The sequence below is a fragment of the Grimontia kaedaensis genome, from assembly GCF_023746615.1.
Taxonomy (GTDB): Bacteria; Pseudomonadota; Gammaproteobacteria; order Enterobacterales; family Vibrionaceae; genus Enterovibrio; species Enterovibrio kaedaensis.
On record NZ_CP082276.1, the window covers coordinates 1,271,639 to 1,295,788 of the forward strand.

The 24,150-nt window shown below is 47.9% G+C and carries 20 protein-coding genes; 17 read left to right on the top strand and 3 right to left on the bottom strand.

Annotation, left to right across the window (positions count from 1 at the left end; all coding sequences use genetic code 11):
• Window positions 1–157 precede the first annotated feature (157 nt).
• The 6 genes from K6Q96_RS22630 (at window position 158) to K6Q96_RS22655 (ending at window position 6,498) form a co-directional block, all read left to right on the top strand.
• Entirely contained in the window at window positions 158–1,177 is a 1,020-nt protein-coding gene (locus K6Q96_RS22630) for a sensor histidine kinase (RefSeq protein WP_251880351.1), read from the top strand.
• Window positions 1,165–1,914 carry a LytR/AlgR family response regulator transcription factor gene (locus K6Q96_RS22635; protein WP_251880352.1) on the top strand — a complete coding sequence of 250 codons (750 nt, stop codon included), beginning with the start codon at window positions 1,165–1,167 and terminating at the stop codon, window positions 1,912–1,914. Before K6Q96_RS22630 ends, K6Q96_RS22635 begins: the two co-directional genes overlap by 13 nt.
• 329 nt (window positions 1,915–2,243) lie before the next feature.
• Window positions 2,244–2,903: a hypothetical protein gene (locus K6Q96_RS22640; RefSeq protein WP_251880353.1), complete on the top strand. Its 660-nt coding sequence runs from the start codon at window positions 2,244–2,246 to the stop codon at window positions 2,901–2,903.
• A 91-nt stretch (window positions 2,904–2,994) separates the two neighbouring features.
• Complete coding sequence (locus K6Q96_RS22645) at window positions 2,995–3,525, top strand: DUF4136 domain-containing protein (protein WP_251880354.1); 531 nt, start codon at window positions 2,995–2,997, stop codon at window positions 3,523–3,525.
• A gap of 435 nt (window positions 3,526–3,960) precedes the next feature.
• Window positions 3,961–5,199, top strand: coding sequence for a cytosine permease (gene codB, locus K6Q96_RS22650; protein ID WP_251880355.1), 1,239 nt, complete (start codon window positions 3,961–3,963; stop codon window positions 5,197–5,199).
• Between the two features lie 18 nt (window positions 5,200–5,217).
• Window positions 5,218–6,498, top strand: coding sequence for a cytosine deaminase (locus K6Q96_RS22655; RefSeq protein ID WP_251880356.1), 1,281 nt, complete (start codon window positions 5,218–5,220; stop codon window positions 6,496–6,498).
• A 44-nt stretch (window positions 6,499–6,542) separates the two neighbouring features.
• Here the strand turns inward: K6Q96_RS22655 and K6Q96_RS22660 are convergent, their stop codons facing one another.
• Complete coding sequence (locus K6Q96_RS22660) at window positions 6,543–7,901, bottom strand: DUF4397 domain-containing protein (RefSeq protein ID WP_251880357.1); 1,359 nt, start codon at window positions 7,899–7,901, stop codon at window positions 6,543–6,545.
• A 428-nt stretch (window positions 7,902–8,329) separates the two neighbouring features.
• Between K6Q96_RS22660 and K6Q96_RS22665 the strand changes: the two genes are divergently transcribed.
• On the top strand, window positions 8,330–8,914 hold the full coding sequence (locus tag K6Q96_RS22665) for a chloramphenicol phosphotransferase CPT family protein (RefSeq protein WP_251880359.1): 585 nt from the start codon (window positions 8,330–8,332) through the stop codon (window positions 8,912–8,914).
• Window positions 8,915–8,932: 18 nt separating this feature from the next.
• On the opposite strand, the gene K6Q96_RS22670 is transcribed toward K6Q96_RS22665, so the two are convergent.
• The gene (locus tag K6Q96_RS22670) at window positions 8,933–11,575 is read right to left on the bottom strand and encodes a M4 family metallopeptidase (RefSeq protein ID WP_434802176.1); all 2,643 of its coding nucleotides are present in this window, start codon (window positions 11,573–11,575) and stop codon (window positions 8,933–8,935) included.
• A 479-nt stretch (window positions 11,576–12,054) separates the two neighbouring features.
• On the opposite strand from K6Q96_RS22670, the gene K6Q96_RS22675 reads away from it, so the two are divergent.
• From K6Q96_RS22675 to K6Q96_RS22715, 9 genes are all read left to right on the top strand, one after another.
• Window positions 12,055–12,954: a mechanosensitive ion channel family protein gene (locus tag K6Q96_RS22675; protein ID WP_251882379.1), complete on the top strand. Its 900-nt coding sequence runs from the start codon at window positions 12,055–12,057 to the stop codon at window positions 12,952–12,954.
• A gap of 238 nt (window positions 12,955–13,192) precedes the next feature.
• The gene (locus tag K6Q96_RS22680) at window positions 13,193–14,509 is read left to right on the top strand and encodes an ABC transporter substrate-binding protein (protein WP_251880361.1); all 1,317 of its coding nucleotides are present in this window, start codon (window positions 13,193–13,195) and stop codon (window positions 14,507–14,509) included.
• Window positions 14,510–14,584: 75 nt separating this feature from the next.
• Complete coding sequence (locus K6Q96_RS22685; protein WP_251880363.1) at window positions 14,585–15,433, top strand: carbohydrate ABC transporter permease; 849 nt, start codon at window positions 14,585–14,587, stop codon at window positions 15,431–15,433.
• A gap of 9 nt (window positions 15,434–15,442) precedes the next feature.
• On the top strand, window positions 15,443–16,276 hold the full coding sequence (locus K6Q96_RS22690) for a carbohydrate ABC transporter permease (RefSeq protein WP_251880365.1): 834 nt from the start codon (window positions 15,443–15,445) through the stop codon (window positions 16,274–16,276).
• Window positions 16,273–17,379: an ABC transporter ATP-binding protein gene (locus tag K6Q96_RS22695; RefSeq protein WP_251880366.1), complete on the top strand. Its 1,107-nt coding sequence runs from the start codon at window positions 16,273–16,275 to the stop codon at window positions 17,377–17,379. The genes K6Q96_RS22690 and K6Q96_RS22695 overlap by 4 nt, the downstream gene beginning before the upstream one ends.
• The gene (locus K6Q96_RS22700; RefSeq protein WP_251880369.1) at window positions 17,372–18,772 is read left to right on the top strand and encodes a mannitol dehydrogenase family protein; all 1,401 of its coding nucleotides are present in this window, start codon (window positions 17,372–17,374) and stop codon (window positions 18,770–18,772) included. Before K6Q96_RS22695 ends, K6Q96_RS22700 begins: the two co-directional genes overlap by 8 nt.
• Window positions 18,769–19,578 (top strand): L-iditol 2-dehydrogenase, encoded by an 810-nt coding sequence (locus K6Q96_RS22705; RefSeq protein ID WP_251880371.1) that lies wholly within the window; start codon window positions 18,769–18,771, stop codon window positions 19,576–19,578. The genes K6Q96_RS22700 and K6Q96_RS22705 overlap by 4 nt, the downstream gene beginning before the upstream one ends.
• 4 nt (window positions 19,579–19,582) lie before the next feature.
• The gene (xylB, locus tag K6Q96_RS22710; RefSeq protein ID WP_251880373.1) at window positions 19,583–21,061 is read left to right on the top strand and encodes a xylulokinase; all 1,479 of its coding nucleotides are present in this window, start codon (window positions 19,583–19,585) and stop codon (window positions 21,059–21,061) included.
• An 8-nt stretch (window positions 21,062–21,069) separates the two neighbouring features.
• Window positions 21,070–21,948, top strand: coding sequence for a helix-turn-helix domain-containing protein (locus K6Q96_RS22715; RefSeq protein WP_251880374.1), 879 nt, complete (start codon window positions 21,070–21,072; stop codon window positions 21,946–21,948).
• 23 nt (window positions 21,949–21,971) lie between these two features.
• Here the strand turns inward: K6Q96_RS22715 and K6Q96_RS22720 are convergent, their stop codons facing one another.
• Window positions 21,972–22,367 carry a hypothetical protein gene (locus K6Q96_RS22720; RefSeq protein ID WP_251880376.1) on the bottom strand — a complete coding sequence of 132 codons (396 nt, stop codon included), beginning with the start codon at window positions 22,365–22,367 and terminating at the stop codon, window positions 21,972–21,974.
• A 671-nt stretch (window positions 22,368–23,038) separates the two neighbouring features.
• Here K6Q96_RS22720 and K6Q96_RS22725 point away from each other — a divergent pair.
• On the top strand, window positions 23,039–24,091 hold the full coding sequence (locus tag K6Q96_RS22725; protein ID WP_251880378.1) for a hypothetical protein: 1,053 nt from the start codon (window positions 23,039–23,041) through the stop codon (window positions 24,089–24,091).
• Window positions 24,092–24,150 lie beyond the last annotated feature (59 nt).

The window sequence follows — 24,150 nt, forward strand, 5'->3', positions numbered from 1 at the left end:
GCCTCTTTTTTAAGCCCATAAACAAGAACATCTCTACCCATAAAAATAAGTCGGGAATCAAAAATCTCGATCATCATCACCAATATAAGGACGGCTAGGTATTTCACGTTGAAGCAATAAAAACTAACATCCTATTTGTTAGGAAAGATAGAGCACAATGAACCCTACAATCCCATACCTAGAACGTACACGCGTTCTCGTCGTTATCGGAGTTTGCTCTGTAATTGCGTACATTACAGGCTTTCTCTTCGGCGGCGCATTTTTGTATCACCTTGCCATTTCACTTGGTTACGGTATTACCTTCAATTCTCTTCACGTTTTTCTGCTGCGAAACTTCCCCCAATGGTCAAATCCAGTGCGCACCACAATTGCTATCACGACTGGATCGGTCATTGGCACCATGAACATGCAGCTATGGATATACCAATATCGCGGATTTTGGCGCCCTGAAGTCTTGCTTCCTACGCTTATCTTTACGGTTTCAGTGGCTATATTCACAGCTTGTTTCTTTATCATGCGGGAGCGGGCAAGAAGGGCTGAAAACGAACTAAAGGATTCAAAACTCCAGCAAGCCGAGCAGGAAAAAGCACTGATAAACAGTCAGCTCAAAAGCCTACAAGGTCAGATGGAACCCCACTTTCTCTTCAACACGCTTGCTAATATTCAGGTGCTGATAGACATCGATGCCCCAAAAGCCAAGCTGCTGCTTGAGAAAATCACAGATTTGCTTCGTGCCAGCCTTAAACAGCAGCGCAAAGACACTGTCTCACTTAATGACGAGTTAAAGCTTCTAGATAGCTACCTCTCTATTCAGCAAATCCGTCTGTCAGATCGCATGGGGTTTGAAATCAAGGTTGACCCTTCTATTTCAAAACAAACCCGTATTCCGCCCTTTCTGATCCAACCGGCCGTAGAGAATGCCGTGGTACACGGTATTGAGCCTGCAGTAAAAGGGGGCTACATCCAAATCAGTTTTTCGAAGCAGGAAGACATCCTCACCGTAGAAGTGTCCGATAACGGTATCGGTTTCAATGACGGCTCCAAAGGGAATGGAGTGAGCATGAAAAACGTGAAAGAACGCCTTTCAACACTCTATGGCGAGAAAGGACGACTCAAACTCATCCCCCATCAAGGAGGGGGATTCACGACAAGGATTTCATTTCAATGCGAGCAATAATTGCTGATGACGAACCCATTCTTCGCCATCATTTGAGTCGACTGCTTGGTGCAGTTTCATCAGATATTGATGTGGTTGGCAGTGCGCAAGACGGCATTGAGGCTTTGGATCTCATCAAGAAGCTACAACCTGATGTGGTATTTCTTGATATTAGAATGCCTGGATTGGATGGGTTGGAAGTCGCCAATCTCATCGGAGAGATGAAAAACGCACCACGCATTGTTTTCGTCACTGCATACGATCATTACGCCATCGAAGCTTTTGAGCATGGCGCGATTGACTACCTGATTAAGCCTATCGATGAAAAGCGACTCACCAAAACCTGCTCGCGTTTGAAAACCCGAACCAAACCGACGCTTAATGCCGATGAGTTCACCCAAATACTCTCTCAGGCACAGGAAAAACGGTCCGCGCCTCTCACTTGGCTGAAAGCTGCCAAAGGTGAAGATATTCACCTGATTCACGTTGATGATGTTGAGTATTTTAGAGCAGAGGATAAATACGTCACTGTCGTCACAAATGATTCTGAATACATCATCCGCACGCCGCTGCGAAACCTATCTCAGATGTTATGCGAAGAAACATTCTGGCAGATTCATCGCTCCGTCATCATAAAGGTATCCGCTATCGGCCGGGTGTTTAAAGACATTACAGGTAAAATGGTCGTTGAAGTGGCTTCCAACCAAAACCAACTGCCTGTCAGCCGAAACGCCCACTCTCTGTTCAAACAAATGTAGGGCTCTTCTTCAGGCAGCCAAAAGCTGCCTGAGTCGTACGAGGGGCCGTTGACCTTTGGTGATAATTTTTGCAGCAGTTTGTCGGGATTTTATGCTTTGTTGAGGTGTATTTGCTTAGAATGACTAGGCGACACATACCTCGCCGCGCCTAAAACGCTTATAGCGAGAACAAAATTTAACCACCAAAGGTCAACAGCCCCTCGTCATTTCAAATCCGCTAAATGCTGTTTATCACTCAAAATTGCATTTGGTCTCATCGTCCTTTCCTTTCTGACGATCTGGTGTAGCTTGGCAACCTGAAACAACGTCAACCCCTCAGGAGAAACGCAATGAACATTAAGGACAATTGGCTGAGCCGCATCGCGCTGTTTAGTATTGTCGTTTTCATTGCGGCAACTCCGGCCTGGTTAAACCAGGTTAATGCTGGCCCTACACAAAAGACGCTTCAAGACGCCTTCATGGATGCCAGCACAGGTAATAGTGATGCAGGCGAGCACGTACTCAGTACTGTTGAAGACTTGCTCATTCAATACCCAGAAGATGCGTTACTGACAGCTTACTATGGCAGCACCATGTCAATGAAAGCACGTGACGCTTGGTTACCATGGAACCGTCAGAAGTTTTCACAAATCGGTGTCGATTCACTCAATAAATCATTAAATCAACTATCAGATGAGTCATTCGACAAACCTTATTACGGGCTCAATGAAGGGCTTTACATACAGTCGCTTGCTGCCATCACCTTCATTAACCTGCCAGAATCCCTCGACCAGCGCGAGCGCGGCTTTGCCATGCTCAAAGATATGATGGCGTCGGAAGAATTGGGTTACTATCCATTTGGCCCGCGCGCTTGGATCCATATTGGTGCAGTAAAAGCCGCGATTGATATGGAAGACACGCCTACCGCTACCAAGTGGGCCAACGAGATGCAGCGTCTTGCCCCGACCCACCCCTATACGCAACAAGCAATAGAATTGGTCGAAAATTAATCGGCCGCCTTCCAAATACGCAACTTTCTGTCCATCGCTGGGGTCTATATATTGTTACCACGATCCTTAACTCCCAAGACGAGGCGATGTTATGTCCGCGCGAATTTTCCCCGTTCTCTTTGTACTTTTACTTGGCGGTTGTGCCAAAAGCGTTTATACCGATTTTGACCAACAGTTCCCCTATCAGGAAATAGAGAGCTACGATATTGCAATGAAATCGTCTACTTCTCCTATCTCATTGGATGACAGTCGCATTGAAAGAGCGCTTGAACAAGAAATGGCGGCAAAAGGAATTCAGGAAACTGACGCATCTCCAGATGTGACGTTACGCTATTTCGTGCAACCAAAAACTGAAGCCGTGGCATATGGACCCTCTTTCAGCTTTGGATATGGCAGTCGTCGTTTTGGTGCTCGCTATGAAACACCAGTAAGAATTGAAGAAAGGGATTATGGTCAGTTGGTCGTAGAAATGGTCGATAACCAAAGTAATCAGGTTGTTTGGCGCGCAGTATCCAATAGAAAGCTCACTGATAGCATGACGCCTTCAAGTAAGAATGACTTTATCAACGAGCAAGTGAAAGACATGTTTGAAAACTTCCCACCTTCAAATAGCGAAAAGTGAGTAAGTTAACACTAACTTTTATAGCTTATTCGGTCATAGACCCACCTACCACTCCATTTTAAACAGCTAACGTCATTTCTTCTGCTGCTCAAAGCATCGAGCAGCAGAGTATTAAACTCCAACACTAAAATATCAGCCTTTTATTTTATGAATTCATCTCAGCAAAAGACTTTCCATTAAAATCTGCATTTAATACCGCATTTATAAACATTTTAATAAAAGGCAACCGATTACAAATGTGATTTAACTTATCCTTCAAATCTACCAGAAGGAAAAATAAATTATTTAATTCATTGAGTTAAAAGAGGCCATTCAAAATAACCCTCAAAAATGCGGGTTATTCGATTGACATCACACATTTGGCCGATAAAATACCGCGCCGTTTAACCGATAGAATCATATCGGGCGCGTTTCTCTTTGTTATTGAGGTGTAAAATGGCAGCGGACAACAACTACAGCCTGGGACCAGTCCCACAGTCAGCTCGAAAGGGCATCTTATCCCTGACGATGGTCATGTTGGGATTAACCTTCTTTTCGGCAAGTATGTGGACAGGAGGAACGTTAGGCACTGGCCTCTCTTTCAACGATTTCCTCCTCGCAGTCCTCATCGGTAATCTTCTCCTCGGTATTTACACTTCATTTCTTGGTTACATCGGCGCTTCTTCTGGCCTTTCTACTCACCTTCTTGCTCGATTCTCATTCGGAACCAAAGGCTCCTGGCTTCCTTCCCTCATTCTCGGTGGTACACAAGTTGGTTGGTTCGGTGTTGGCGTTGCCATGTTTGCCCTGCCAGTCCAGAAAGCAACAGGCATTGATACCAACATCCTGATTGCAGTCGCCGGTCTGTCGATGACTGCCACCGTATATTTTGGTATTTCTGCCCTTATGATTCTCTCCGCCATCGCTGTTCCTGCTATTGCTCTTCTCGGCGGTTACTCAGTCATCGAAGCTCTCGACAGCTTGGGTGGTATTGAAAAACTTCAACTCATCTCTCCTGAAAATCCAATGTCATTCTCTACCGCGCTGGTTCTGGTGGTTGGTTCATTCATTTCGGCAGGAACACTGACTGCAGATTTCGTGCGATTTGGTAAGAGCGCGAAGGGCGCTGTAGTGGTCACCATGGTGGCATTCTTTATCGGCAACAGCCTGATGTTTATCTTCGGTGCAGCTGGCGCGGCAGCAACAGGTCAGTCAGACATATCAGAAGTGATGATGATGCAAGGGTTGCTCCTTCCAGCAATCATTGTGCTTGGCTTGAACATCTGGACGACGAACGACAACGCCCTCTATGCATCCGGCCTTGGCTTTTCCAATATTACTGGTTTGCCAAGTAAATACCTGTCCGTTGCCAACGGTATCATTGGTACTCTATGTGCACTTTGGCTGTACAACAACTTTGTTGGCTGGCTGACCTTCCTTTCAGCGGCGATCCCACCGATTGGTGGTATCATCATCGCCGATTTCATCAAGCACCGCGCGCGATACAAGAACTTTGCCAACACAGAGTTCAAAACCGTTAACTGGTCTGCGATTGGTGGTGTGGCCGCTGGTATTGCGGCTGGTCACCTGCTGCCAGGTATCGTGCCTTTAAACGCCGTACTGGGTGGTGCAATCAGCTATCTTTTGCTGGATATGCTAAACGATAATAAAAAGACTGAATCTGCTCGCGTATGAGCCTAAGAGGAAACCTCAATGTCAGCTTCTCTACTGATTAAAAATGTTGTTATTCGTGGTCAGGAAACACCTTCTCAAATCCTGATTGAAGGTGGCGTTATTCGCGCCATTGAAGGCAACGGCACTGAGCTGAAAACAGATGCAACCGTGATTGACGCAGAAGGCGGTATGGCAGTGCCACCTTTCTGTGAGCCTCACATCCACTTGGACACTACGCAAACCGCTGGTGAGCCAAGCTGGAATATTTCAGGCACCTTGTTTGAAGGTATCGAGCGCTGGGCTGAACGTAAAGCCATGCTGTCTATAGACGATGTGAAAGCACGTGCAAAACAAACCCTGAAGTGGCAAATCGCTAACGGTATTCAACACGTCCGAACCCACGTTGATGTGTCAGACCCTACCCTGACCGCGTTGAAAGCCATGATTGAAGTGCGTGAAGAAATGAAGCCTTGGGTTGATATTCAAATCGTGGCGTTCCCTCAAGAGGGCATTCTCTCTTACCCGAACGGCAAGGAATTGCTGGAAGAAGCGGTAAAAATGGGGGCTGACGTTGTAGGTGCCATTCCACACTTCGAGTTCACCCGCGAATACGGTGTGGAATCCCTGCACTACGCCTTTGAATTGGCGCGTAAATATGACCGCCTGATTGACGTGCACTGCGACGAAATAGACGACGAACAATCACGCTTTGTCGAAACCGTAGCGGCACTGGCACACAAATATGAAATGGGCCACAAAGTCACTGCCAGCCACACCACGGCAATGCACTCTTACAATGGTGCTTATGCGTCTCGCCTATTCCGCTTGCTACGTATGTCTGGTATCAGCTTTGTTGCGAACCCACTGGTGAATATTCACCTGCAAGGCCGTTTTGATGACTATCCAAAGCGCCGTGGTATTACCCGCGTGAAAGAAATGTTGGCATCAGACATTAACGTTTGTTTTGGCCACGACGATGTATTCGATCCTTGGTATCCACTGGGTACCGCCAACATGTTGCAAGTGCTGCATATGGGTCTGCATGTTTGCCAGATCATGGGTTACGATCAACTGAACCAATCGCTGGACTTGATCAGCCACCACTCGGCAAAAACGCTGAACATTCAGCACAATTACGGTGTGGAAGTTGGTAAGCCGGGTAACCTACTGATCCTGCCTGCTGAAAACGACTTTGATGCTCTGCGTCGTCAGGTGCCTGTTCGCTACTCAATCCGTGCAGGTAAAGTGATTGCAGAAACCCAACCTGCTGCCACCTCATTACACCTTGAACAAACCGAAGCCGTCACCTTTAAGCGTTAATAGAAAGCCCCGCAAACGCGGGGCTTTTTTTCTTATCCATTTAATCAGTTCAGCTCATCAAAGCCATTTATGCCTAGTGGAGCACCACCGCTAGCTGCATCCTGCGCGACTGCACCGTACAGCTTTCCAACTTCGAAATTCACTGTCAGCGGGCCGATAGCTACCGTTTTCGAACCTGTTGGTGTTATTGAAATCACCGCCTCTCCTGGCATCAAGCCGACACCTGTGATGGTCTGCTTGTAGGCAAAATTGCTTCTGATCGGACTGGCATTGAAAATATCCGTCGTCGGCGTAATGTATACATCCACGGTTCCAGCAGAAACCGAACCATGAACCAGTGAGATCTTGGCTTCTGTTGCGACTTTTCGGCGATCTTCCTCAAAGGGCAGCAGTTCAATATCAAACGCATCTGAAGCATCTACCGAACCCAAAACAATGGCGTTGTAGAATTTTCCCTGCTCAAGGGCCACAGGCACATCCTTCAGTACGTCTGTTGTCAAAGAAGGCACATTGACGGTCACGTCCTGGGTGCCAGCAGGGACCTGCAAGAACGGAGATTCGTTCAAATAAGTCAGGTCTGCGACGGCTGGCGTCGCACTGTTGTTCAGAACGACATTCACCGGAGGTGCATCTGCCACACCATGAACCGCACGCAGGTCCGCGCCTGTCGTTTGGTCAAAAATCAATGATGCGCCACTGCCAGATGCAGCAACCAATACAACGGGAGAAGTGGTATTACCGCCATAAACATTGGGCGCGGCAGTCACCAATAAGTCAGTCCCAGAAGCCAATGGCACAGTTCCACTATCAAAGACCACGGTTTTCGTTCCCTCTGGCGCAATGCGAATGCGGTAATCCCCCGAAGGAACTGAAAGCTGATCGCTGAATTGGCGATAACTCAGCGTCAGAGTTGGTGACGCTGTATTGACATCATCACCCGGTGCAGTCACATACACATCAACAGTCGGAACGGCTGGCGAGCCATGAACTGCCTGAATTCTCACATAGCCGCTCGCAACAGTAGAGTCGGCATTTTCGACCAACAGCACTTCGAGCGTGTTGTCAGCTACACTCCCCAACGCTATGGCAGAATAGTTGCGCTCAGCTTTCAGGTCGTAATCTTCTGTCAGCACCGTGGGTGTAGTCTGATCAGGCAATTGCGCGTTAACTTTGACGTTGTAGTTCTGCGACGCTACCTGCTTGAATCCACTACTTTCCCCATAGTCCAGCCCATCAACGAGCGAAGTTTGGTTTGCTAAAATATTCACTTTCGGCGCGTCAGCACCAGCATGAATCACCCTGAGTGAAGCTTGGGTATGAGAATTTCCGCTGCCGCTGCTTCCACCACAGCCATATAGCGAAAAGCCTAACATTACATACAAAATAATTAGCCATTGTTTCATCTCGTTACTCCTCTTTGTTCAACGAGTGTCCGTGATACACAACAGCGTACGGGTGGGATCAGAAGGTCAAATTCGAAGATTGAGACGCGCAAATATCAACTTAAGGACAAGCTGTTAGTGAGAGTGATCCAAAGCGGAACAACGACTTTTTGATACAACATTTTGTATTTTAAAGATAACGCAAAACTGATCGCGCAATCTTCTCGAAAATTGGTTCAGTTTATTAAGAAACTCTAATCTAACCAGTGATTTATCTTAGTCTCTATGACGAAACAAAATTCGCAAAATAACATCATAGTTTTTGTGTGAACTCTGCTTAAATTCGTAACCACTTTCCTGTACATAAAATCGCCATAAGCATCTAATTACATATTGGCATTGCCAGTTGGTAATGGAATACAAAAATACGATCAGACAAAGTTGGTGACATGTTTCCACAAATTATTATTCTCAACGGAACGGGCAGTGCGGGGAAAACCAGTATTGCCAAAGAACTCATTGAACGCTTACCTCGCCAGTACCTGAACTTCAGTATTGATAGCGTGCTTTACGCCCTCCCCCCTTCCGACCTGAAAGCCATGATAGAAGGTAAACCTATTTTTCGGGAAGGTTACAGCTACCCCACTTTAGTTGAAGGTTATCACCAAGCCGCAAAAGGATTAGCCAAAGCTGGCTGCTACTTGATCCTAGATAACGCCTGGACAATAGACGAAGAAAAACGAAACCTTCTGACAGCGCTGGAAGGATTTAACATTTGTATGGTTGGGGTGAAATGCCACTTGCTCGTCGCAGCAAAGCGAGAGAAAGAGCGCGGAGACAGAGCGATCGGTCTGGCTGAGAGTGAATATAACCAAGTACACCAGCACTTGAATTACGACATTGAGCTTGATACCACCAATCAGTCAGCGGAAGCGGCAACGGTAGAGCTGGTCAAATGGCTGGAAACCAACCCTACATTGCTGGGCGCTCAGCGCAGTCAGAAAAAGCTCAAAGCATGTATAAATGTGGCCTAGATTAACTCGACGACATATTTAATGTTTGGCACGGACTGAAGTTCTGCTTCTCCTCCAGCCTAGTGCCAGCATTGAAAGTACACTAAACCAACCCAAGCTACCACCACCTCCACCGCCTGAAGAAACGTTATCTGGTGTTGACGTTTGGGAAAGTGATAAGGTCGCACCCTCGAATGCCTGCGAGCCATAAACCATCACATAGTAAGTGCCCGAAGACATGCTTGAAAGCGAACAAGACTCCTGATTTGAACTGGATATAGAACGGCAATCATAGGCAGTTGTCGTCGGTGCAGCGCCAGAACGGACATATAAGTCTGCGTCACCCAGACCACCGTTTAGTGTAATCGTCACACCACCGCTAGACAGTGGGCTCACAGACATTGCAGAAGCACGGTTTGCAGATAGCACACCAGCATTCGAAATCGTAAAGGAGTAGTAAATTGCATCACCAGCGCTACCCTGAATATTCGATATAGGCGCAGAGGTATCAATCGGATCAGCGCGCTGTTCGGGTGCTTCAGAACTGTTTTGCGTGAGGGAAACAGAAACGCCCGAGAACGCCGCATAACCATGGACCATCACAAAGAACTCATCGCCGGGATTACCCTGTGCAATACAACTTTCATTGTTGCCGTAATAGTAAGGTCGGCAATCATAATCTGACTGAGAAGGTGTGCTGCCTTTTTTCAAATAAAGGTCAGCATCGCCGGAACCACCAGCCATAGCAATGCGTAAGCTACTGCCATCATCAGGCAGAGTGAAACTGTAGAACAACGTATCTCCACGACTGCCAGAAAGGCTGGAAATAGAATCACCCACATTAAGTATCTGCGGTGGCGCTTCAACTACATCTAATTGAATCGCAGCACCAGAATAAGCGCTCTGCCCGACCACCAGCACATTGTATTCACCGCTGCCTTGCAAGGTTACGTCACAGGACTCGTTGTTGTCCGATGTCGTTGAAGCGCAATCGTAGTCAGTGGTTGTTGGCCAACCATTAAATTTCACATAGAGGTCCGCGTTGCCGGAACCGCCGCTGAGAGTCACGGATGCAGAATCCGTATTTGCAGGCAAATTGAAGTAGTAGTGAGTCTCAGATCCTGCGCCACCCGTAGTGTTGTTCACAGGTACGCCATCAGTCAGTTCGGTGGCATCCAAACAGGCGTAAACGCCAACTTGTTCGAACGCATCCACCACATCTGCCGTGCTGTAACCTAAATCGTCCGCCGCTCTGACGACACCACAACCACCTTCATCGAAGGTCGAGTCGGGCGTCCAGTACAGTTTGTTTGCGAAAGCATAGGCTTTAAACGCCTTTACAATATCCCAATCTGGTTTGTTGGCGAGCAAATAGAAAGCGCGGTTGAATACACCACTGGAGTAGTGCACATCCATGCCTGCGTAATATTGGTTAGCGTGGTCGATTGAACGACCATCATCAGAAGGGGTTTCGAAGTAACGCAAAGCGCCAGTGGATTTGTAAATCGCACGGCCTACCTGCCAGTCCACACTTCCCTTCCAGTAATATTCGGCCGCTTCCCCGGCGATATCAGAGAAAGACTCATTGATGCCTCCAGACATACCCGAATAGATCAGATCTGAGTTCTGATCGGTAAAACCGTGGCTAACTTCATGCGCTGAAACGTTCACATCAACGAGTGGATAAAAGCGCGACTGGCCATCGCCAAAGGTCATGGATGAGCCATTCCAAAAGGCGTTTTCATAGTTGCTGCCATAGTGCACACGCATCACCAACTGGAAAGTCAACGGCGACATGTTCAACCAATCCTGATACATGTCAAATACCAAATTGCCAAAGAAGTGCGCGTCATTCAGAGGCGAATAAGCGCCATTGATGGTTTTGAAAGTATTTGTGTTATTCGCGTCGTTACAAGCATACGAGAAAGCCGATGAGCCAGAAGTCCCATGGTTCAGGTTCACTGTTTTCACGTTAGCGGTTTCAAGCGTACAGGTTGACCCCACTTTATTGATTTTTAGGGCTGGATAATCCGTGCCAAACAGGTACTGACCCGTTTTCTCATTCCCCCCAGGGCCGTGCGCAGTATCTTCTACATGGGCAAGACCTTCCCAAGTTTTCAGAATCTCACCAGTTTTGGCGTCAATGTAAGCGCGTGGGCGGGTTGGCTTTCTGGCAGGAAGGAAAAAGCTAACCTCATAAACCAAGCGTGGAGAGCCCTGCTCATCCAGCCAGACAAACAGCTCAGACTTTTCATTTTCAGGAATCACGATCTCAGCAGCTGGCGCGTTGATCAAATGCTGGTCTTTAAGGATTTGGATAGCACGTTGATGACTCATCGAAGGCGCAACAGAAGACATGGTGTTGCTGAGTGCAGAGACTTTCAAACCGCGGGCATTCTTGTACTGACTGTTTTCGCTATCAGATACCACACGACCTTTTCTGACGGGAACACCTTGATAATACTGTTGGTGTTTCACCTTCACTTTACCGTTGGGCAAGATGACGGTTTCTGAAGGGAAAAAGCCAGTTTTTGAAGACGATAAACTGCTTCGCATTGCCGCTGCAGCGGGCGCATTTTGAAATACAGAATCGTCTGCCACAGAAATCTCGGCAGCATTCCCTTTTAAAATTAGAAAATTAAGAAAAATAAAACCAAAAAGGAATAGCGCACGACGAAGCATCGACCCCTCCGATAGTTTCAAACTAGAAACATTCGTTTCACCTATGATTAATCATGGCTGAGGGTTGAGTATTGATAAAGTGAAAATAGTTATTTTTTGAATCTAATGATTCTTATATGAGAATTGAAAATTTAAAAGCTCAAATACTTTAAATTTAAATTATATTTATCAGCGATTTATATACAGAATGGGAAATGGCAATTTTAGTTAATATCAATCGAGTGCATGTAAACGAGAGCGACATAAGAAACTAGAGACATAAATAAGCTGTTATTTATCCCTCGTTGGCTGGAAAGCTTCGCTCGTTCGGCTCCTGGACACTCATCACTGGTACCGTCCTTCTAACTAACGGAAATTCCGAGAAAATTAAGCGTGATTCTCTATTGCGCGGTTTAGAACGAGTGTTTAGTGTTGTAACCGGATGGAATGCGCCATACTCATTTACCGAGCATCGTCATAAAAACAATCAGGATATTGTTGTGGAACAGCTAGAGTTTCTTATCTCCTTTTTTACGGAACACAAATTTCTCTTCACCCTCGTTGTGATCGCCATATTTATGTTGATCCGTCGTTTGCTGATCAAGTTAATCTGGGGTGATTCCAACTTCCTGAGCGAAGAACAACGCAAATGGATCTCCCGCACCAAAAACGGCTCTTTTACCATGCTTCTCTTAGTCATGTTTTTGGTTTGGCGCTCAGAAATCAACGAGTTCGCGTTATCACTGACTGCAATAGCGGTTGCCGTCGTCGTGGCTTCCAAAGAGATCATTTTGTGTTTTACTGGCTCAATCCAACGCGCCAGTTCCCGATCATTTCAAATCGGCGAGTGGATTGAAGTTGGCTCACTCTGCGGTGAGGTTATCGAACACAATTTGATGGCAACCAAAATTCAGGAGATTGACCTTCACCACGGCACCTACAATTACACTGGCAAAACGGTTACCTTCCCAAACAGCCTGTTTTTCACCACGCCCGTGAAGAATCTCAACTTCATGAAACGCTATGTTTATCATGAATTTAATATCACAGTGAAAGAAACCGCGAACCTTTACCCACTGGTACCAAGCTTGCTGGCGAGAATCGACGATCACTGTGAAGATTTCTATGAGGTAGCCACGCGTTACAACCATGTCATTGAGCGACACGCCGGCGTTGATCTACCGGGTGCAGACCCACATATTCATGTCACCTCAACAGAGATGGGCGACCCGCAGGTCCATGTTCGTTTGTTCTGTCCAACCGAACGTGCCACCGAATTGGAACAACTTATTCGCGAAGACTTCATGACCATGTACTGTGAAAGAGTCTTAAAACAGCCTCCTGTTACAATTGCTGAAGACCTGCTCTCGGATACAGACTCCAGCGCCTTACACTGCTAAAAAATCCTCCACTTTCGAAACCCAAAAGGCTGCCTATATAAAAAGGCAGCCTTTTTACTTTTTCGTCCATATTTTGCAACTTTGTTAAATTCAGAAAGTAAAAATTTCATCATTCCCTTGTCATAAAAGTACTTTTATGCACCGCTTTTGTTTTAAGTTGCCTTTTTTTGATCTTCTATTGTTGTACAGATGTTAACACCCGTTCGAAGTACATCTTTTATCAAAGAGGAACGTAATAATGCTGTCTACAAGGAAAACGCTAACAACGATTGCTGCTGCCTGCGCGGCCTTTTCCGCCTTCACCTTTGCGGCGACTGAGCTGACAATTGCGACGGTGAACAACGGCCACATGATTGAAATGCAAAAGTTGAGCAAAGAGTTCGAAAAAGAAAATCCTGATATCAAACTCAACTGGGTGACGCTTGAAGAAGGCGTACTTCGCCAGCGTGTGACCACTGACATCGCGACCAAAGGCGGTCAATTTGATGTGATGACCATCGGTATGTACGAAACCCCAATTTGGGGCGAAAAAGGCTGGTTGAAGGAAGTCGAAACCGATGCTGCCTATGATGTTGATGACCTGTTACCTGCAATGCGAGCTGGCCTGTCCTACGACGGCAAACTCTATGCCGTGCCATTCTATGGCGAAAGCTCCATGGTGATGTACCGCAAAGACTTGGTCGACAAAGCAGGCATGACGGTTCCTGACCGCGCCACCTGGGGTCATATCCGTGACGTTGCTGCGGCCATTCACGATCCAGACAATGGCGTTTACGGTATCTGCCTTCGCGGTAAGCCAGGTTGGGGCGACAACGCAGCGTACATCACCACCATGGCAAACTCTTTTGGTGCGCGCTGGTTTGACGAAGACTGGAAACCACAGCTGAACTCGCCAGAGTGGAACCACGCCGTAAGCTTCTATGTTGACCTGCTGAGCACTTACGGTCCTCCGGGCTCAAGCTCAAACAGCTTCAATGAAATCCTGGCACTGTTCAACGAAGGCAAATGCGGTATGTGGATTGATGCCACCATCGCAGCGTCTTTCATCTCAGATCCTAAGCAGAGCAAAGTGGCTGACAAAGTGGCGTTTGCACAGGCACCCGTTGCTGTGACAGACCGCGGTGCAAACTGGCTGTGGGCATGGGCGCTGGCAGTTCCTGCAGCAACCAAAAATGCTGAAGAAGCGCAGAAGTTTATCACTTGGGCAACGTCTAAGGACTACATCAATCTGGTCGCGAAAGAGAACGGCTGGGCGAACGTACCGACCGGTACCCGTCAGTCAACTTACGACAACCCTAACTTCCAGGAAGCCGCAGTATTCGCTGGAGCAGAACTGGCAGCAATCAACTCAGCAGACCCAGCAAACAGCACCCTGAAACCAACCCCATACGTAGGTGTTCAGTTTGCTGCTATCCCTGAATTCCAAGCGATTGGTATCGCAGCGGGCCAACAGTTCACCTCAGCACTGGCTGGCAAGGTATCTGTTGAACAGGCACTGAAAAATGCCAACAAGTCTGCGGATCGCGAGATGCGCAAGTCTGGCTACTACAAGTAAGTACCTCATTGCCGGGCACTCATCTGCCCGGCTTTTCCTTCTCAGCTGTACTGGTAATTTCTAATGCAAAAATGGTTGCCTCGGCTGTTGGTTGCGCCTTCCTTTGTCAGCTTGCTGCTCTGGATGATCGTTCCTCTCTCCATGACGATCTATTTCTCAACCATCAGATATAACTTACTTTACCCGGGAGACAACGAATACATTGGTTCGTTGAACTTCGAATTTTTTTACACGGACGAAGCTTTCTGGCCTGCGATCATCAACACCCTGACGCTGGTCGGCATGGTGCTGGTTGTCACCGTCGTTGGCGCACTCATTATCGCCATCGCGTTAGACAAACCCTTCTTCGGTCGCGGCGTGGCACGCGTACTCTTGATTTCCCCCTTCTTCATCATGCCAACCGTGAACGCACTCATCTGGAAAAACATGATGATGCACCCGGTGTACGGCGTGCTGGCCGCACTCTGGGAAAGTGTGGGCTTACAGCCAGTTGACTGGCTTGAACAATTTCCGCTCGGCTCAATCATTGCCATGATCAGTTGGCAGTGGATGCCCTTTGCGCTGTTGATCTTTATTACTTCACTCCAATCCATGGACCACGAGCAGAAAGAAGCGGCGCTGCTGGATGGTGCAACCGGCTGGCAGGTATTCCGCTACCTCACGCTGCCCCATCTCGCGCGTCCAATCGCCGTGGTCATGATGATTGAAACCATCTTTATGCTTTCCGTCTTCGCCGAGATTTTCGTCACCACTGGCGGTGGTCCAGGTTATGAATCCACCAACCTCGCTTTCCTGATTTTCGGGCAGGCATTGATGCAATTCGACGTAGGCGTCGCGTCTGCTGGCGGTCTTATCGCCGTGATACTCGCCAATATCGTCGCATTCTTCCTGATCCGCGCGATCGGCAAGAACCTGGTGACCTAAGGGGGCGTTATGGCTAAACATGTTTCATTAATCGATCAAACAGGCTGGCTGCGTCCCATCATTTGCTGGGCATTGGCGCTGCTGGTCTTCTTCCCAATCCTGATGATGCTGATCACCGCGTTCAAAACGGAGCAGCAAGCGATTGAGGTACCACCCAGCTTTATCTTCGAACCGACAATAGAAAACTTCGGGTTGGTTCAGGAGCGCAGTGACTATCTGAAATTCGCCATCAACTCCGTTATAACGGCATTTGGCTCGACCATCCTGGCATTGATCATTGCCATTCCAGCGGCCTATTCGATGGCTTTCTACCCCAAAAAACACACCAAGGATATGTTGCTCTGGATGCTATCCACCAAGATGCTTCCAGCCGTTGGTGTACTTGTGCCTATCTACATCCTTTGCCAGAAGATGGGACTACTCGATACCACCTTGGCGCTGACCATTATCTACACATTGATAAACCTGCCGATTGTGGTCTGGATGCTCTTCTCTTATTTCAAAGACATTCCGAGAGACATCCTTGAAGCGGTACGACTGGATGGTGCTGACACACTGGGCGAGATTCGCTATGTGCTGTTGCCGCTGTCACTAGGTGGTATTGCCTCAACCGCGCTGCTTTCCATCGTGTTGAGCTGGAACGAAGCTTTCTGGTCAATCAACCTGACCTCGGCAAACGCAGGCACGCTCGCCACTATGATTTCTACTTACTCCAGTCCGGAGGGACTGTTCTGGGCGAAGCTTTCTGCCGCCTCTACTTTGGCCTGTGCGCCTATCGTCATTCTCGGTTGGTTCTGTCAGAAACAACTGGTTCAGGGATTAACCTTTGGGGCTGTAAAATGAGCTACTTACAAGTCAATCATCTATATAAAAAATACGGCGACACGCTGGCGCTCAAAGACATTGATTTTGAAATTCAGAAAGGCGAATTCGTCGTCTTCGTTGGGCCGTCAGGCTGCGGTAAATCCACACTGCTACGCACCATCGCCGGGTTGGAAAACTCTTCAGATGGCGACATTCAATTAGACGGTCAATCGATCATCGAAACCCATCCATCCAAACGTGATGTGGCGATGGTGTTCCAGAGTTATGCGCTCTATCCGCACATGTCAGTGAAAGACAACATGTCCTTCGCGCTGAAACTGGCCAAGCGTCCGGAAACAGAAATTCAGGAGAAAGTGACCAAGGTTTCCAAAGCGCTGAAGCTTGATGCCCTTCTGGACAGAAAACCCAAAGCGCTATCTGGTGGTCAGCGCCAACGTGTAGCGATTGGTCGCGCCATCGTTCGAAACCCAAAAGTGTTTCTGTTCGATGAACCCCTTTCCAATCTGGATGCCGCGCTGCGTGTAGAAATGCGTATTGAGCTTTCACGTCTCCATCAGGAGCTTGGTGCAACCATGATTTATGTTACCCACGATCAAATCGAGGCCATGACCCTCGCTGACAAAGTGGTGATCATGAGTCAGGGTGAAGTGGCACAAATCGGCACGCCGTTGGAGCTCTACCACCAGCCAGCCAACCAGTTTGTCGCCACCTTTATCGGCACACCAAAAATGAACGTGCTGCCCGTGGATACGGCGATCAATAGCCACGATTCACTGAACGTTAAATTCAACAGTGATGCCCACATTCAGCTCGATCCTTCACTGTTTGAGGAATCAGCCGTGGGTGCCAAGTCCATCGGTTTCCGCCCTGAATCCCTCACCTTCTGTTCATCGGAAGAAGGCGATATGAAAGGCGATGTGGAAGTGATCGAGCAATTAGGCTCTGAAACCCTGACCTACATTCGCACCATGAGCGGCGAAACAGTGGTGGTGCGTGCCGACCCGAAATACACACCAAAGCTGCGCGAAGTCATCGGCGTCAAGCTCGATCCATCCCGAGTATATCTGTTCGATGCCAACGAAAATGCCGTGAACATTTATGGAGAAGTCAGCCATGTCTGAGCATAACCGCCTAGTCCACTTTGGGATCGGTGCGTTTCATCGCGGACATCAGGCTTACTATCTGCACTTACTTAACCAACAGCTCCCAGAAGAGGAACGTTGGTACTACACCGATGTGAATCTGCGGGAAGAAACCCGCGCCATTCCAGAGGCGTTAAGTAAGCAAAATGGGCGATTTCACTTCAAACGCATCGCGCCGGATGGCAATGCTGATTTCATTGAAATTACCAGTATTGATAGGGTTGAGGATGCGTCCTCCGACCCTTCAATCATCAATACTATTTTTAACGATGATGCCGTCAAAGCCATCACGATTACGGTGACAGAAGGCGGCTACTACCTGACTGAATCCAATGACCTCAATCTCACCCACCCTGAGATAATCCATGACATTCAAGTGGTGAAGTCGGGCAATGGCAAACCGAAAACCCTGTTTGGCTATTTAACGCTGGCGCTAATGGTTCGACAGAAAATGGCCAATGGCGCGATTACCGTTGCCACCTGCGACAACCTTCGCGATAACGGCAACCGACTTGAACATGCCTTCGCTCAGTTTGTTGAAGCCGCAGGGTTAGATGATTTAACACAATGGATTAGTGACGGCGTCACTTTTCCTTGTTCAATGGTGGACAGAATTACTCCTGTTCCACCTAAAGACTTGGCCGAGGAAATTGACCGGGTTGTCGGTAAAAAGGACCTTTGCCCTATCATGGGGGAAGACTTTGAGCAGTGGGTGATTGAATCTAAATTTGCCGCTGAATTTCCGCCACTGGAAAAAGTCGGCGTCACCTTCACAGATAAAGTACATGCGTTCGAAGAAGCTAAGATCCGCATCCTAAACGGCGGACACTTTGGGCTTTCTTATGTCGGTGCCTTGCGCGGCTACAAAACCTATGACGAAAATGTACGTGACGACAACCTGAATGAACTGCTCAAGCAGTACCATCAACGCGAAGTCATCCCAACTATTTATGAACACCCTTTTGATTTGGAAAATTATCGCCAAGTCATTGTATTGCGGTTCAGCAATACGTTTATCGCCGATTCGATTGAACGAATCGCGATGGACAGTATCAGCAAGTTCCCGCAGTTTATTTTGCCCACCATCAAATTAAATCTTGAGCGCGGATATGTTCCAACCGCGGCGATGACATTGGTCAGCTATTGGTACTGTTTTCTCGCTCTGTATCTCAACGGCCGATTCCAATTCAACTATAAAGATCCTTATCTCCACGTCGCTGAGAAGTGGATGCAGGAGTCCGATCCGGTCAAGGCCTTCCTTGCCGATCCCGACATCTGGCAAGGGCTGAACAAACGTTTCCCACTTTTTGGAGAACAGCTCGAAGAACAAATCAAACAAACGCTTGATGACTATCAGGAACGTTACCCATGACACTATCACTACAACAAAATGACGCACCATTACTTGAGGGAAAAGTCGCACTGCTAACCGGTGCCAACAGCGGCATCGGACTGGCGGTGGCATACGCCTACCTCGCCAGCGGTGCCAAGTGTGTGATTGCAGATATTCCTTTGGACCCATCGCCGGGCGTGGCTGCTCTGCAAAGCCAGTTTAGTGAAAACGTGGCATACCATCACTGCAATATCACCGACACAGAAGCACGGCATCATTTGGTGACATCGACGATTTCGCAGTTTGGTGCCATTGACGTTTTGTTCAACAACGCTGCGATATTCGACATGGGGCCACTGCTGGAAACCTCAGAAGAACAGTTCGACAGACTGTTCAACGTGAATGTCAAAGGCATGTTCTTCCTAATGCAGGATGTCGCTAAAGCCATGGTTGAAGCAGGCAAAGGCGGCAAGATCATCAATATGGCGTCACAGGCGGGCCGTCGGGGAGAAGCCCTAGTGGCTCACTACTGCGCGACCAAAGCGGCAGTGATCAGCTACACCCAATCGTCAGCACTCGCGCTGGCGGAACACGGCATTACCGTTAATGGCATCTCTCCCGGCGTGGTGGATACGCCGATGTGGGATCATGTCGATGCCCTGTTTGCCAAATATGAAAACCGAAAACCTGGTGAAAAGAAAAAACTGGTGGGCGAAGAAGTGCCATTAGGGCGCATGGGCGTGCCAAACGATATCGCAGGCACCGCACTATTCCTGGCTTCTTCCCTTTCTGATTACATCACCGCCCAGACCTACAATGTCGATGGCGGCAACGTAATGAGCTGAGCCTATGGCCACATACCTTGGCATTGATATTGGCACTTCCGCCGTTAAAGTTATCCTGATGGGCGAAAGCGGTGAAGTGCTTGACTCGCAATCAGAGTCTTATGGCTTCGACTCACCTCACCCGCTCTGGCGCGAGCAAAACCCGGAAATCTGGTGGACGGGCACCCGCACTGCCATGACTAAAATCCGCACCCGTCAGTCTTACGCATGGAGTGCGGTTTCAGCGATTGGGCTTTCCGGCCAAATGCACGGCGCAGTGTGCCTTGATAAACAGAACAATCCCGTACGCCCTGCCATTTTGTGGAATGACGGACGGGCATTTAAGGAGTGTGACACCCTCAACCGACAGCTTCCTCACCTTGGCGAAAGCTCTGGCGTGCCTGCTATGCCCGGGTTTACTGCGCCAAAGCTACTGTGGCTGAAAGAATTCGAACCGGAAGACTTCAGCAAAATCCACAAAGTCATTCTGCCGAAAGATTACGTGCGCCTGAAACTGACTGGCGAGCTTTGTACCGACGTCAGCGACGCGGCGGGCACCTTGTGGTTGAACGAACACCTTAGAAGCTGGGATGAAAACGTCCTTGCTGCCAGTGGCATCACGACCGCGCACATGCCAAAGCTGATTGAAGGTAACGAAATCAGTGGCACGCTAACGGTAGAAACGGCCTTGGAGTTTGGCCTTTCTATTGAGACGCCCGTCTGTGGCGGCGGCGGTGATGCTGCCATCGGAGGCATTGGCATTGGGGCGATCAACGAAGGCGACGCCTTTGTGTCGCTCGGTACCTCCGGCCAAATCTTCGTGGCGAAAGAGCGCTATGTCGCCAACCCACAAAAGCTGGTGCATGCCTTTGCCCACGCGATTCCAGACCGCTGGTATCAAATGGCGTGTCTGCTCAATGGCGCCAGCCCACTGGCGTGGTTTGGGTCTATCTGCGGTCAGTCAGTGCCAAACTTGCTGGAAGAAGCAGAGTTACATGACACTGAAAATGGTTCAGAAATGTTCCTGCCTTACCTCAGCGGCGAGCGAACTCCGCACAATAATCCCTTTGCGACGGGCAGCTTTCAAGGCGTTACTTCCACCACAGAACGCCACCATATGACACAAGCTATCCTCGAAGGCATTGCTTACAGCCTACGGGATTGTTTAAACGCCCTGTCAGAAGATGGCTTGCCGTTTCAGGAACTGGGCGCCATTGGGGGCGGCGCGCGCAGCCGATACTGGCTTCAAATGATTGCTGATGTGCTGGAAGTGCCAATCAACCAGTATGTCGGTGGAGAAACTGGCCCCGCGCTGGGTGCAGCCAGATTGGCTATGATCTCAGTACAGGGCGGAAGACTGGAAGAAGTCTGTACCACACCGGCTGTCTCGGAAGCGTTCCAGCCAAAGGCGGACCGTCAGGCGTATCATCGGGAGAAATATCAAATCTTTACCGATTATTACCGACGGCTTGAGCCAACAATGGGTGCGCGCGAAAAGGATTAGGTGAGCTTATGTCTGCAGCCAAGGATCCCGTTTGGGAATTCATACAGTTTGAGGAGCAGTCCATATTCTACAAAGAACATGGGGTGCCTCATCACAGCATTCACTGGCATGTTCACGAGCAATATGAACTGCATCTGATTGTTAAAACCAACGGCAAAGCCATGATTGGCAACCACCTGGGGCCCTTCTCGCCCGGCCAGCTCACCTTAGTTGGCCCCTGGCTCCCGCACAACTGGGAAAGTAATTTATCGCCCGGTGAAACCCATCAGCTACGCGATATGGTGATTTTGTTCGAACCGGACTTGTTCAACACCGCCGCCAAATCTTTTCCCGAACTCACGCAGCTCACCCCGTTGCTTGAACAGGCGAAAATGGGTATCGAGTTTTTGAATGTACCTTTCGACAAAGCGGTCGAGCACTTTATTAAAGTGAGGGAAAGTTCGGGCATGACACGACTGGTGAACTTCCTGTCGTTTATTGATTACCTGAGCAAAGGCAGCACCCGCTTACTTTCAAGCATGCCAGCTTCCGCGGTGAAAGATGCAGGTACGCTTCAGACCCGCATAAATGAAGTGGTGGATTACGTGATGGAGAACTACCAGCAGCCCATCCGGTTGAAAACCGTGGCTGATAAACTGGGGATGACAGAATCCTACTTCTCGCGCTTTTTCCATCAATCTTCGGGACACCGATTCACCGACTTTGTAAACCGTGTGCGCATTCAGCGCGCTTGTGTATTGCTGAGTGATTCAGACGATACCATTGCCGATATTAGCCAAACGGTGGGTTTTCATAATCTGGCGAATTTCAGCCGCCAGTTCCGACGCATCAAAGGGCTCAGCCCCTTGGCATATCGCAAGAAGCACACATCTCCAAGAGTGATGTAGAACCCCTATCTTCTTTTCAGGCGTTAAGGGTCGAAGCTCTGAACCTGTCCGGACTTCGGCACCTGCGCCTTATCCAGCAAATCCCTGTCTAAAAACTCTGTGAGCGCAAAACTGGCTTCGCAGTAGCTCTGACTTTCTTCAAACACCCCACGGGCATAATCGATACTCTCTTCCGCTAGGCGACGTTCCTCTGCCGAGTTTTCGCTGTCGCTGAATGCGATTTGCTGGGCAAGCAACTGGGTGCGCAGATTGTTGCGGCAGATAGGTTCGCTGACGTTCGCTCTTTGGCGGTCAAAAGTGTTTCGGTCGCTGTCGACGCCCTCAAGATCGAGAGGTGCGGCGGAATAGGCAGTTGGTGCGAGTAGTAAGAGCAAAAAAGCGGCAATTGCGCGGGAGAAAAAACGCATAAACAACGACATCTTTTCCATCAGTCCATGAATGTGTGGCGAGATTATTCCATAGATGAGACTTATTGTTGAGGCGTACACCTGATTTTTGGGCTCGGACAGTGTAACGAAATGCTGTCGATATTCCTCTCAATATACAACCTTCTAAATTTTTTGAACAAACTCCCACCACTTGCACCACGACTGCGAACTAAGTCGTGCCTTCACTTATGCACTTTGTGGTACATTCCGCCGGATAAATTGGACAGAGATGGGGTGTTGTTTTTTAAGGGGCAGAGGGTGGTGGCTTGGCTCCAAAGTAAGCCGACAGATCAAACACATTGTTTGAGTAAATCGGCTGCTGGAAGCTCATAGTCAAAAACTGAGCGTTTTCATTCCGGGACGCCCGTTTTTGACATGGCGAAAAGAGGCATAAAACCTTAACACACTGACTTATTGGGAATGTGTAGCGGATATGTCTAGGGATACACGAACTAATCGGGCGCCCCGCTTTTGGACTAAACGAGCTTTATGCCTGCTAATAAGCTGTTAACTATCTTTATCAAATTAGTACGAGGAAAATAATGGTAATAACTCCGAGAGTTGCATGTGATACATGCGAAACTAAACATTTACTGAAAGTGACGCTTGGTCGTGAAGATAGTCAAAATCACATATTCCCATGCACTGAGTGTGAGGAGGAAATGGAATTTGGTTTAGAAAACATGCACTCCGTTACTGATGTGAAATATAAATATGGTAAGAACTGTGTCGAAGCTAATTTTGAGTATGGGGATGCTATACAAGTTCACCTGAACCCAGATTTTGGTGTCGGACATAAAGTTGTTGAAGCTGGTGATATTATTACAGCTACCCTTTCAAATGTTCTGGAAATGCAGCGAATGCAAGAGGAGCTGGAGGAGCTAGAAAGCAATGGTATTATTGCTCACCGTGCGACTTACGATAATTACAACAGTGAGATAATGCGTTTTTACCTTAAAATTTGGTCGTTGCTCAATAAAGGAAAAGCAGATCTCGCTGATAACTACATTTTGAAAAATGTGGAGGTATTTGAAGAACAAACTGGAATGGATGAGGACTACTACAAGGAAAAATTTCTCAACTATGTTATAGGTTCATATGGTTTAGAGATTTATCAAAATTTACAATCAGCTCAGGCGCAAGCTGGTGACCTAACTGAGTTGATTGAATTCGGTAAGACTCAGTCAGTAAATGTATTCGATATATTTGAAGAGTTCATTGATTCCTTTAGTGAGTTTTCGCAAGTGTTTACGTATCTTAATAGAGGTATTGAAATTTCAGGGCGCGTCAAAGTATCTTCAACAAATTTTAATCGAACGAAAAAATATTACAGTTCAGCCTATGAAGCTTTAGCTAAGCTTTTATTCATTCCTGCAGGACTGAATAACTCAATCGTACGAGGTAATCCTCACTCGTTTGAACGAATTGACTCTTTAAGCAAGTATGTCAATAACGGTAACGGAGATAAGTTGAGGTGCTTAGCAGGAAATGCTGAATTACTAAAATTGTCAGAATGCTATGATAATCATCTAAGAAATGCGTCATTTCATAACAATATGGTATATAGCTCTAAAAAATCTAAAATTTCGTATAAAAAGAACAATGGCGATGCAGTTAGCAGCGATTACAAAGAGTATTTGACCATGTGCATTAAGGTCACAGAAGCACTTGCTGCACTGTACTTGTTCAGCTTAGTCGACTTAAAAGATAGTTAACAAAGCGTTTAAGACAGATTCCCAACGCATTGCATTTTTCATACCATCGTTGGGTTTTG

Coding starts and splice junctions, on each gene's coding strand:
- K6Q96_RS22630 (WP_251880351.1), top strand. CDS start 158: ATGAACCCTACAATCCCATACCTAGAACGTACACGCGTTCTCGTCGTT.
- K6Q96_RS22635 (WP_251880352.1), top strand. CDS start 1,165: ATGCGAGCAATAATTGCTGATGACGAACCCATTCTTCGCCATCATTTG.
- K6Q96_RS22640 (WP_251880353.1), top strand. CDS start 2,244: ATGAACATTAAGGACAATTGGCTGAGCCGCATCGCGCTGTTTAGTATT.
- K6Q96_RS22645 (WP_251880354.1), top strand. CDS start 2,995: ATGTCCGCGCGAATTTTCCCCGTTCTCTTTGTACTTTTACTTGGCGGT.
- codB (WP_251880355.1), top strand. CDS start 3,961: ATGGCAGCGGACAACAACTACAGCCTGGGACCAGTCCCACAGTCAGCT.
- K6Q96_RS22655 (WP_251880356.1), top strand. CDS start 5,218: ATGTCAGCTTCTCTACTGATTAAAAATGTTGTTATTCGTGGTCAGGAA.
- K6Q96_RS22660 (WP_251880357.1), bottom strand. CDS start 7,901: ATGAAACAATGGCTAATTATTTTGTATGTAATGTTAGGCTTTTCGCTA.
- K6Q96_RS22665 (WP_251880359.1), top strand. CDS start 8,330: ATGTTTCCACAAATTATTATTCTCAACGGAACGGGCAGTGCGGGGAAA.
- K6Q96_RS22670 (WP_434802176.1), bottom strand. CDS start 11,575: ATGCTTCGTCGTGCGCTATTCCTTTTTGGTTTTATTTTTCTTAATTTT.
- K6Q96_RS22680 (WP_251880361.1), top strand. CDS start 13,193: ATGCTGTCTACAAGGAAAACGCTAACAACGATTGCTGCTGCCTGCGCG.
- K6Q96_RS22690 (WP_251880365.1), top strand. CDS start 15,443: ATGGCTAAACATGTTTCATTAATCGATCAAACAGGCTGGCTGCGTCCC.
- K6Q96_RS22695 (WP_251880366.1), top strand. CDS start 16,273: ATGAGCTACTTACAAGTCAATCATCTATATAAAAAATACGGCGACACG.
- K6Q96_RS22700 (WP_251880369.1), top strand. CDS start 17,372: ATGTCTGAGCATAACCGCCTAGTCCACTTTGGGATCGGTGCGTTTCAT.
- K6Q96_RS22705 (WP_251880371.1), top strand. CDS start 18,769: ATGACACTATCACTACAACAAAATGACGCACCATTACTTGAGGGAAAA.
- xylB (WP_251880373.1), top strand. CDS start 19,583: ATGGCCACATACCTTGGCATTGATATTGGCACTTCCGCCGTTAAAGTT.
- K6Q96_RS22715 (WP_251880374.1), top strand. CDS start 21,070: ATGTCTGCAGCCAAGGATCCCGTTTGGGAATTCATACAGTTTGAGGAG.
- K6Q96_RS22720 (WP_251880376.1), bottom strand. CDS start 22,367: ATGTCGTTGTTTATGCGTTTTTTCTCCCGCGCAATTGCCGCTTTTTTG.
- K6Q96_RS22725 (WP_251880378.1), top strand. CDS start 23,039: ATGGAATTTGGTTTAGAAAACATGCACTCCGTTACTGATGTGAAATAT.